This window comes from Agromyces sp. SYSU T00194, from assembly GCF_040496035.1.
Taxonomy (GTDB): domain Bacteria; phylum Actinomycetota; class Actinomycetes; order Actinomycetales; family Microbacteriaceae; genus Agromyces; species Agromyces chitinivorans.
In genome coordinates, this window is sequence record NZ_JBEPJZ010000002.1 from 127385 (window position 1) to 137434 (window position 10050).

The 10050-nt window shown below is 73.1% G+C and carries 6 protein-coding genes; all 6 read left to right on the plus strand.

Annotated elements, in window-relative coordinates; genetic code table 11:
* Window positions 1–59: 59 nt before the first annotated feature.
* The 6 genes from ABZK10_RS13375 (at window position 60) to leuS (ending at window position 9997) form a co-directional block, all read left to right on the plus strand.
* Window positions 60–1472: a cytochrome ubiquinol oxidase subunit I gene (locus tag ABZK10_RS13375; RefSeq protein WP_353809793.1), complete on the plus strand. Its 1413-nt coding sequence runs from the start codon at window positions 60–62 to the stop codon at window positions 1470–1472.
* Window positions 1473–1481: 9 nt separating this feature from the next.
* Entirely contained in the window at window positions 1482–2486 is a 1005-nt protein-coding gene (cydB, locus tag ABZK10_RS13380; RefSeq protein WP_353809794.1) for a cytochrome d ubiquinol oxidase subunit II, read from the plus strand.
* Window positions 2487–2488: 2 nt separating this feature from the next.
* On the plus strand, window positions 2489–4186 hold the full coding sequence (gene cydD, locus ABZK10_RS13385) for a thiol reductant ABC exporter subunit CydD (RefSeq protein WP_353809795.1): 1698 nt from the start codon (window positions 2489–2491) through the stop codon (window positions 4184–4186).
* The gene (gene cydC, locus ABZK10_RS13390; RefSeq protein WP_353809796.1) at window positions 4176–5879 is read left to right on the plus strand and encodes a thiol reductant ABC exporter subunit CydC; all 1704 of its coding nucleotides are present in this window, start codon (window positions 4176–4178) and stop codon (window positions 5877–5879) included. Before cydD ends, cydC begins: the two co-directional genes overlap by 11 nt.
* Window positions 5880–5924: 45 nt before the next feature.
* Window positions 5925–7343, plus strand: a complete 1419-nt coding sequence (locus ABZK10_RS13395) for an anthranilate synthase component I family protein (RefSeq protein ID WP_353809797.1) — start codon at window positions 5925–5927, stop codon at window positions 7341–7343.
* A 71-nt stretch (window positions 7344–7414) separates the two neighbouring features.
* The gene (gene leuS / locus ABZK10_RS13400; protein ID WP_353809798.1) at window positions 7415–9997 is read left to right on the plus strand and encodes a leucine--tRNA ligase; all 2583 of its coding nucleotides are present in this window, start codon (window positions 7415–7417) and stop codon (window positions 9995–9997) included.
* Window positions 9998–10050 lie beyond the last annotated feature (53 nt).

The following is a 10050-nucleotide window of genomic DNA, read 5'->3' on the forward strand; positions in this document are numbered from 1 at the left end:
AATGCTCTACGCTGCGTAGAGTAACGCCGGGACGCGATCCGAGATCACCTGGAGGGCTCGTGAACGAACTGCTGGATCCGCTGCTGCTGGCCCGATGGCAGTTCGGGCTCACCACGATCTACCACTTCCTGTTCGTCCCCATCACCATCGGCATGGCCACCACGGTCGCGATCTTCCAGACCGCGTGGGTGCGCACCGACAAGGTGGTCTACCTGCAGCTGACGAAGTTCTTCGGCACGCTGTTCCTCATCAACTTCGCGATGGGCGTCGTCACCGGCATCGTGCAGGAGTTCCAGTTCGGCATGAACTGGTCGGAGTACTCGCGCTTCGTCGGCGACGTGTTCGGCGCCCCGCTCGCGCTCGAGGGCCTGCTCGCGTTCTTCCTCGAGGCCACGTTCATCGGCCTCTGGATCTTCGGCTGGGACAAGCTGCCACGAGGCCTCCACCTCGCCACCATCTGGGCGACGGCCGTCGGCACCGTGCTGTCGGCGTACTTCATCATCGCCGCGAACGCCTTCATGCAGAACCCGGTCGGGTACGAGATGAACGCCGAGGCCGGCCGCGCCGAGCTCGTCGACATCGGGGCCGTGCTCACGAACCGCGTCGCCCTCGCCGCGTTCCCGCATACGATCGCGGGCAGCTTCATGGTGACCGCGGGCCTGCTCATCGCGGCCGCCGCCTGGCACCTGAAGCGCCGGCAGTTCGTCGACGCGATGCGTCCGGCCCTGAAGCTCGGCATGTGGATGATGGTCGTCGCGATGGCCGCGACCTTCTTCTTCGGAGACCAGCTGAGCCTCGCGATGACCGCCACCCAGCCGATGAAGATGGCGTCGGCCGAGGCGCTCTACGACACGGCCTGCGGGGCGGATGCCTCGTTCTCGCTGTTCTCGATCGGCACCCCCGACGGGTCGGCCGAGGTCTGGTCGCTGCGCGTGCCGTACCTGCTCGCGCTGCTGTCGACGCACACGCTGGACGGCTGCGTCGAGGGCATCAACGACCTGAACGCCGAGTACGTGGACCTCTGGGGGCCGGGCGACTACACGCCGATCATCTGGGTGACCTACTGGTCGTTCCGCTGGATGATGGGCCTCGGCATCGCCCACACGCTCGTCGCGCTCGTGGGGCTCTGGCTCACCCGCGGCGACCGGCTGCCGAAGCAGCGCTGGGTCTGGAACGTCGCGATCTGGTCGTTCCCGCTCTCGCTGCTCGCCATGAGCGTCGGCTGGGTCTTCACCGAGATGGGCCGCCAGCCCTGGATCGTGTTCAGCCTGCTGCCCACCGAGTCGGCCGTGTCGCCGAACGTCACCGGGCTCGAGGTGCTCATCTCCCTGGTCGCGTTCACGCTCGTGTACGGCGCACTCGCCGTGGTCGAGTTCGGACTGATCGTGCGCGCGATCCGGCGCGGCCCGCCCACCTTCGACGAACCCGACGCCGAGTCGGGTGCCGTGAAGCCGACCGCGACCGTCTACTAGGAGTCGACCATGGATCTCGCAACGCTCTGGTTCTGGATCGTCGCCGCGCTGTTCGTCGGCTACTTCGTACTCGACGGGTTCGACTTCGGCGTCGGCATGTCGCTGCCGTTCCTCGGCAAGGACGACACCGACCGCCGCGTGCTCATCAACACCATCGGCCCGGTCTGGGACCTCAACGAGACGTGGGTGATCGTCGCGGGCGCCGCGCTGTTCGCGGCGTTCCCCGAGTGGTACGCGACGCTCTTCAGCGGCTTCTACCTCGCGCTGCTGCTCATCCTGCTCGCGCTGATCGCACGCGGCGTGTCGTTCGAGTACCGCCACCAGCGGCCCGAGGCCGAGTGGAAGCGCCGGTTCGACTGGATGATCATCGTCGGGTCCGCAGTGCCCGCGCTGCTCTGGGGCGTCGCGTTCGCGAACATCGTTCAGGGCGTGCCCCTCGACGAGGGCCACAACTACACGGGCACGCTGATCGACCTGCTGAACCCGTACGCGCTCCTCGGCGGGCTCACGACGCTGCTGCTGTTCTTCACGCACGGCGTGGTGTTCGTCTCGCTCAAGACCGACGGCGACATCCGCGAGCGCGCCCGGCGCCTCGCGGTGCGCTCGGGCGCGATCACGATCGTCGTCGCGGCGACGTTCCTCGTCTGGACCGGCCTGGCGTTCGGCGGCGGCTGGTTCTGGGGGCTGGCGGCGGTCGCGGCGCTGTGCCTGATCGGCTCGTGGCTGATGAACGCGCGCGGCGCGGAGGGCTGGTCGTTCTCGCTCATGGCCGTGACGATCGGCACCGCGGTGCTGGCGCTGTTCAGCGCGCTGTTCCCCGACGTCATGCCGGCAAGCAACGACCCCGCGAACAGCCTGACGATCGCGAACGCGTCGAGCACCGACTACACCCTGACGGTCATGAGCTGGACGGCGCTGATCTTCCTGCCGCTCGTGCTCGCGTACCAGGGCTGGACGTACTGGATCTTCCGGAAGCGGCTCACGCGCGAGCACATCCCGGCCGCCGCGCACTGACGGTGCGGCCGCTCGAACCCGCGCTGCTGCGCCACGCACGGTCCGCCCGCGCGTACCTCGCCGGCGGCGCGGTGCTCGCAGGCGTCCAGGCGGGGGCGATCCTCGTGTTCGCCTGGCAGCTGCAGGCGATCGTCGTCGGCCTGATCGGCGGGGTGGGGCTCGACGCCCTCGCCGGCGCGACGGCCTGGTTCGCCGCCGCGGTGGTCGTGCGCGCACTCGTGGCGTGGGCGTGGGGCGCCGCGGGAACGATCGGCGCCGCCACCGTGGCATCCGAGCTGCGCGTCGCCGCCCTGCGCTCGCTCGCCGCGTCTCCCGAGCGTGCGACCGGGTCGTCGGTCGACGCCGCCGTCGCGGTCGGCGGCGGGCTCGACGCGCTCCAGCCCTACTTCGGGCGGTTCCTGCCGCAGCTGGTCGCGACGGTCGTCGTCGTGCCGGTGCTGGTCGTCGCGACCTGGCTGGTCGACCCGCTGAGCGGGCTGATCCTCGTGATCGTCATCCCGCTGATCCCGGTGTTCATGGTGCTGATCGGGCTCGTGACGCGTGCGGTGCAGGAGCGGCAGTGGGCGGCGCTCACCCACCTCTCGCGACAGTTCCTCGAGCTGGTGGGGGGCCTGTCGACGCTCATCGTGTACGGGCGCCAGCACCGGCAGGAGGGCCGCATCCGCGCCGACACCGAGGACTACCGCGTGCGCACCATGCGGGTGCTGCGGGTGACCTTCCTCAGCTCGTTCGTGCTCGAGCTGGCGGCGAGCCTCTCGGTTGCACTGGTCGCGGTGTCGATCGGGCTGCGGCTCGTCGACGGCGCGATGGCGTTCGCGGCCGGCCTGTTCGTGCTGCTGCTCGCGCCAGAGGTGTTCCTGCCGCTGCGCAACGTCGGGGCGCAGTTCCACGCGTCGGCGGAGGGCATCGAGGCGTCGCGCGAGGTGCTCGCGCTGATCGACGGCCCCGGGCGCGCCGGCGCGGCGGGTCGAGCGGATGCCTCCGCCGGACGCGCGGCCGGCGGCGATCCGGTCGCCGTGGCCGATGCGCCCGGCGCCCGCCCGGGTGCCGCCGGCCGGACGGTGCCCCCGGTGCTCGAGGTCCGCGGGCTCGTGGTCGAGTACGCGGGGCGCCGGGTGGTGGACGGCCTCGACCTGGCGGTGCGGGCGGGCGAGGTGGTCGCGCTCGGCGGGCCGAGCGGCGCGGGGAAGTCGTCGGTGCTGTCGGCGATCCTGGGGTTCGTGCCGAGCGCGGGGGAGATCGCGGTCGACGGCCGGCGCGACGCGCACGGCCGCCGGGGGCGGCTCGCCTGGGCGGGGCAGGACGCGGTGCTGCTGCCGGGCACGGTGACCGGCAACGTGGCGCTGGGCGCGGAGACGGCCGATTCCGGGGGCGTGTCGCGCGCGCTCCGCGAGGCCGGCTCGGAGGACCTCGACCCCGGCCAGGCGATCGGCGCGCAGGGCGCCGGGCTCTCCGGCGGGCAATCCGAGCGCGTGCAGGTCGCGCGGGCCCTGTACCGCCTGCGCGACGGCGACCTGCCGCTGCTCGTGCTCGACGAGCCGACCTCCGCGACCGACGCGGACCGCGAGGCGCGACTCGTCGCGTCGCTGCGCGCCCTCGCGCGCGAGGGGCGCGCCGTGCTGGTGGTCAGCCACCGGCCGGCGGTGCTCGAGGCGGCGCATCGCGTGGTCCGGCTCGAGGAGGCGGCCCGTGTCGGCTGAGCGCACCCGGGCCCTCCGGCTCGCCCTGCCGCCGGCACGGCGACTGGCCCTGCCGGTGCTGCTCGGCGCGCTCTCGGCGGGCTCGACCATCGCGTTGCTCGCGGCGTCCGCCTGGCTCATCGCCCGTGCCGCCGAGCAGCCGCCGATCCTGTACCTCTCGCTCGGCGTCGTCGGCGTGCGCGCGTTCGCGATCGGGCGCGGCGTGTTCCGCTACCTCGAGCGGCTGACGGGTCACGACGCGGCCTTCCGCCAGCTGTCGGAACTGCGGGTGGGGATGGTCCGTCGCATCGTGCCCCTCGCACCGGACGGGCTCGCCGCCACGCGCCGCGGCGACCTGCTCGCGCGCTTCACGGGCGACGTCGACGAGCTGCAGGACCTGCCCCTGCGTGTGGTGCAGCCGGTCGCGAGCGCGGTCGTCGCGATCCTCGCGACGCTTGTCGGGCTCGCGCTCCTCGTCCCGGCCTCGGCGCTGGCCGTCGGGCTGGTGCTCGCCGGCGGGCTGCTCGCGGCCACGCTCGGGCAGGGGGTGCTCTCGGCCCGCGCCGAGCGCCGGGTCGCCCCGCTGCGCGGCGACCTCGTCGACGCGGTGCTCGCGCACGTGCAGGCGCTGCCGACGCTCGTCGCCTACGGCGCCGACGGCGCGTCGCTGCGGCGGGTGACGACGGCCGATGCCCGCCTGCGCCGCGCGCGCGTGCGCGCGGCGCTCGGATCGGGACTCGCCGCGGCCGCGATGGCGATCGCCGCGGGGGCGGCGGTGCTCGCCGCCGTCGCGGGGGCGGCCGGCCCGCTGGAGGACGGCACGCTCTCGGGGCCGCAGTTCGCGATCGTCGCGCTCGTGCCGCTCGCCCTGCTCGAGGTCGCGGGCGCGGTGCCGGTCGCCTGGGCGACGTGGCGCACCGTGCGGGCGAGCGCCCAGCGCGTCGACGGCGCCGTGCCGTCGGAGCCGCCCGCCGGCCTGCCCACGTCGATGCCCGAGCCGGTGGCGCTGCCGGCTGCGGACCGACCCCCGCTCCTCGAGCTGCGCGAGGTGCGCGCCGCCTGGCCCGACCTCGACGCCACCGGCGCCGGGCGCGCCCTCACGGGCGTCGACCTGGTCGTGCGCCCCGGCGAGCGCCTGCTCGTGCGCGGTCCGAGCGGCGCCGGCAAGACCACGCTGGCGCACGTGCTCGTCGGCTTCCTCGCCTACGAGGGGTCGTACCGCCTCGACGGCGTCGAGGTCCGCGCCGCCGATGCGGATCGCGTGCGCGAGCGTATCGGGCTGTGCGAGCAGCGGCCGTGGCTGTTCGACACCGACATCCGGCAGAACCTCAAGTTCGCCCGCGACGACGCCGACGACGCGGAGCTCCTGGCGGTGCTCGACCGGGTCGGCCTCGGCGCCTGGGTCGCCGAGCGCGGCGGACTCGACGCGTCGGTGGGGGAGCGCGGCGCGCTCGTCTCGGGCGGCCAGGCGCAGCGCATCGCGCTCGCGCGCGCGATGCTGGCCGACTTCCCGGTGCTCGTGCTCGACGAGCCGACCGCGAACGTCGACCGGGAACGTGCCGACGCACTGCTGGCCGACCTGCTCGCCGCGGGGGCCGACGGGCGCACGGTCATCCTGATCTCGCACGACGTCGTCGACCCGGCGCTGGTGGACCGCACGGTGACGTGCGCCGCGGGCCGGATCCCCGCGGCGCGCCCCGACCTGCGCCGCTGACCACCGGATGGCGGCCGCGCCGCGAACGGGACCTAGGCTGAGAGGATGCCGCGACTGATCCGCAGCACGACGCTGCCCGCGTGGCGCGACCCCGAGGCCGTGTTCCTCGCCCTGGCCGGGGCCGGTGCCGACGTCGCGTGGCTCGACGGCGGACGGGATGCCACCGAGGGGCGCAGCGTCATCGCGGTCGCCGCCGACGGCGCGCCGACCGTGACCGCCGGGAGCGACGCAGATCCCGAGGCGGTGCTCGATGCGCTCGCCGCGCGCGTCGGCGGGGCGTCGCGCGCCGACGGGGAGCGGCGTCCCGAGGGCGCTGCAGTCGGCTGGCACGGGTGGTTCGGGTACGAGTTCGGTGCGCGCATGCTCGGCCTGCCGTCGGCGACCGCGACGACGCCCGATGCCGCGTTCTTCCTCGCCGACCGGGTGGTGGTCTTCGACCACGCGGTGCGTGCAGTGCGGCTGGAGTGGCTCGAGGACGACGCCGCCCCCGCGGAGCCGCTGCGCGCGTGGGTCGACCGGGTCGCCGCGCTCGTCGCGGGCCTGCCGGAGACGGATGCCCCGCGGCATCCGCTGCCCGTCGACGCCGGGAGCCGCCCCGTCGGCGTGCGCTGGCGGCACGCGCCCGACGCGTACGCCCGCATGATCGAGGACTGCCGGGCGGCGATCACGCGGGGCGACGCGTACCAGCTGTGCCTCACGAACCGCATCGACGTCGACGCCGCGGTCGATCCGGTGGCGGCGTACCTGCGGCTGCGGCGGTCGAGCCCGAGCCACCACGGCGGGTTCGTGCGCATCGGCGACACCGCGCTGCTCAGCGCATCACCCGAGCAGTTCCTGCACGTGGGCACCGACCGCATCGTGTCGACGAAGCCCATGAAGGGCACCCGCCGGCGCTCCGCCGACCCGGCCGAGGATGCGGCGCTGCGCGCTGAACTCCTCGCGAGCGACAAGGAGCGCGCCGAGAACCTCATGATCGTCGACCTCATGCGCAACGACCTCGCGCGCATCGCCGAGGTCGGCGAGGTCTGGGTGACGGGCCTGCTCGTCGTCGAGGAGTACCCGCACGTGCACCAGCTGGTGTCGACGGTGACGGCCCGCCTGCGGCATCCGCTCACCGCCCTCGACGTGGTGCGGGCGACCTTCCCGGCCGGCTCGATGACCGGGGCGCCGAAGGAGAGCGCCATGCGCATCCTGCACGGCCTCGAGCGCGGCCCGCGCGGGGTGTACTCCGGCGCGTTCGGCCGCATCGGCGTCGACGGCGGCGCGGACCTGGCCATGGTCATCCGCTCGATCGTCGTGACGCCCGAGGGCGCGTCGATCGGCACCGGCGGCGGCATCACGGCGCTGTCCGACCCCGCCGAGGAGGTCGAGGAGACCCGGCTGAAGGCGCGTGCGCTGCTCGCCGTGCTGGGCGTGGACGGCGACGACGATGGGGGTCGCGGGCGGAGCGCCCGGATCGAATAGGCTGGAGGCTCGGACCGGGCGCTTCCGCGCGCCTGCGATCCCCACAGCGATCCCCCATGAATGAGAGTCACGTGGCACACGAGCACGACACCACGCCCACCCCGCCCGGCGAGGCCGACCAGTACGACTTCGCCGCGCTCCAGGAGAAGTGGCTGCCGCGCTGGGAGGCGCTCGACCCGTTCCGCGCCGGCCGGCCGGGTGACACGCGCCCGCGCAAGTACGTGCTCGACATGTTCCCGTACCCGTCGGGCGACCTGCACATGGGCCACGCCGAGGCGTTCGGCTACGGCGACACCGTCGCGCGCTACTGGCGCCAGCAGGGCTTCGACGTGCTCCACCCGATCGGGTGGGACTCCTTCGGCCTGCCCGCCGAGAACGCGGCCATCAAGCGCGGCATCGACCCGAAGCCCTGGACCTACGACAACATCGCCCAGCAGAAGGCGAGCTTCCGCACCTACGCGCCGTCGTTCGACTGGTCGCGCGAGCTGCACACGAGCGACCCCGAGTACTACAAGTGGAACCAGTGGCTGTTCCTCAAGCTGTACGAGGAGGGCATCGCCTACCGCAAGGAGGGCCAGGTCAACTGGTGCCCGAACGACCAGACCGTGCTCGCGAACGAGCAGGTCATCGACGGGCACTGCGAGCGCTGCGGCTTCGAGGTCACCAAGAAGTCGCTGACCCAGTGGTACTTCCGCGTCACCGACTACGCCGACCGCCTGCTCGACGACCTGAACCAGCTCGAGGGCCGCTGGCCGTCGAAGGTGCTGGCCATGCAGCGCAACTGGATCGGCCGCTCGACCGGCGCCGACGTCGAGTTCGAGATCGAGGGTCGCGACGAGCGCATCAGCGTCTTCACGACGCGCCCCGACACGCTGTTCGGCGCGACCTTCATGGTCGTCGCCCCCGACTCGAAGCTGGCCGCCGAGCTCGCGGCGGGCGCCGGCGCCGAGGTGCAGGCCCGCTTCGAGGCCTACCTCGCCGACGTGCAGGCCGAGACCGAGATCGACCGCCTGAGCACCGAGCGGCCGAAGACCGGCGTCTTCCTCGACCGCTACGCGGTCAACCCCGTCAACGGCGAGCGGCTGCCGATCTGGGCCGCCGACTACGTGCTGGCCGACTACGGCCACGGCGCGATCATGGCCGTGCCCGCGCACGACCAGCGCGACCTCGACTTCGCGCGCGCCTTCGACCTGCCGGTGCGGGTCGTCGTCGACACGCACGCGCCGATCACGGGCGCGATCCCGGTGATCCCGCTCGACGAGCACGGCGTGCCGATGCTGCCCGACGAGGCGCCGTCGGAGAGCCCCGCCGACACGGGCGAGGCGCTGACCGGCGACGGACGCATGATCAACTCGGGCCCGCTCGACGGCCTGAGCAAGCGCAACGCGATCCGCAAGGTCATCGACCTGCTGGAGCAGCGCGACCTCGGCCGTGCGTCGAAGAACTACCGCCTGCGCGACTGGCTCATCTCGCGCCAGCGATACTGGGGCACGCCCATCCCGATCATCCACTGCGCCGAGTGCGGCGAGGTGCCGGTGCCCGACGACCAGCTGCCCGTGACGCTGCCCGACGCCGAGGGCCTCGACCTGCGCCCCAAGGGCACCAGCCCGCTGGGCGCGGCCGACGACTGGGCGAGCGTGGCCTGCCCGAAGTGCGGCGGCGACGCCCGTCGCGACTCCGACACCATGGACACCTTCGTCGACAGCTCCTGGTACTACCTGCGGTACCTGAACGCCGACGACGACACCCGCGCGTTCGACCCCGCCGAGGCGGAGAAGTGGGCGCCCGTCGACCAGTACGTGGGCGGCGTCGAGCACGCCATCCTGCACCTGCTGTACGCCCGGTTCATCACCAAGGTGCTGTTCGACCTCGGGTACCTGAGCTTCACCGAGCCGTTCACCTCCCTGCTCAACCAGGGCATGGTGATCATGGACGGCTCGAAGATGTCGAAGTCGAAGGGCAACCTGGTCGAGTTCGCCGGCGAGCTGCGCGACCACGGCACCGACGCGCTGCGCGTCACGCTGGCGTTCGCCGGACCGCCCGAGGACGACATCGACTGGGCCGACGTCTCGCCCGTCGGCTCGGCGAAGTTCCTCGCCCGCGCGTGGCGCATCTCGGGCGAGGTCAGCTCGCCGACCGGCGTCGAGTGGAAGAGCGGCGACCGCGCCCTGCGGCGCGTCACGCACCGGTTCCTGGCGGATGCCCCGGGGCTGGTCGAGGCCTTCAAGTTCAACGTCGTCGTGGCCCGCCTCATGGAGCTGGTGAACGCCACCCGCAAGACCATCGACTCGGGCCCCGGCGCGGGCGACGCGGCGGTGCGCGAGGCCGCCGAGGTCACCGCGATGGCGCTGAACCTGTTCGCGCCCTACACGGCGGAGGACATGTGGGAGCGCCTCGGCTACGAGCCGACGGTCGCGCTGGTGCACTGGCGCAAGGCCGACCCGGCGCTGCTGGTCGAGGAGTCGGTCACGGCGGTCGTGCAGGTCGACGGCAAGGTGCGCGACCGCATCGAGGTCTCGCCGAAGATCTCCTCCGACGAGCTCGAGCAGCTCGCCCGCGCCTCGGCGGCGGTGCAGCGCTCGGTCGGCGACCGCGAGATCGCGAACGTGATCGTGCGCGCGCCGAAGCTCGTGAACATCGCCACCAGGCGCTGACGCGCCGGCTCGCTCCTCCACACCGTGGGCTCGCCCGGCACTCCCGGGTGAGA

Coding starts and splice junctions, on each gene's coding strand:
- cydB (WP_353809794.1), top strand. CDS start 1,482: ATGGATCTCGCAACGCTCTGGTTCTGGATCGTCGCCGCGCTGTTCGTC.
- ABZK10_RS13395 (WP_353809797.1), top strand. CDS start 5,925: ATGCCGCGACTGATCCGCAGCACGACGCTGCCCGCGTGGCGCGACCCC.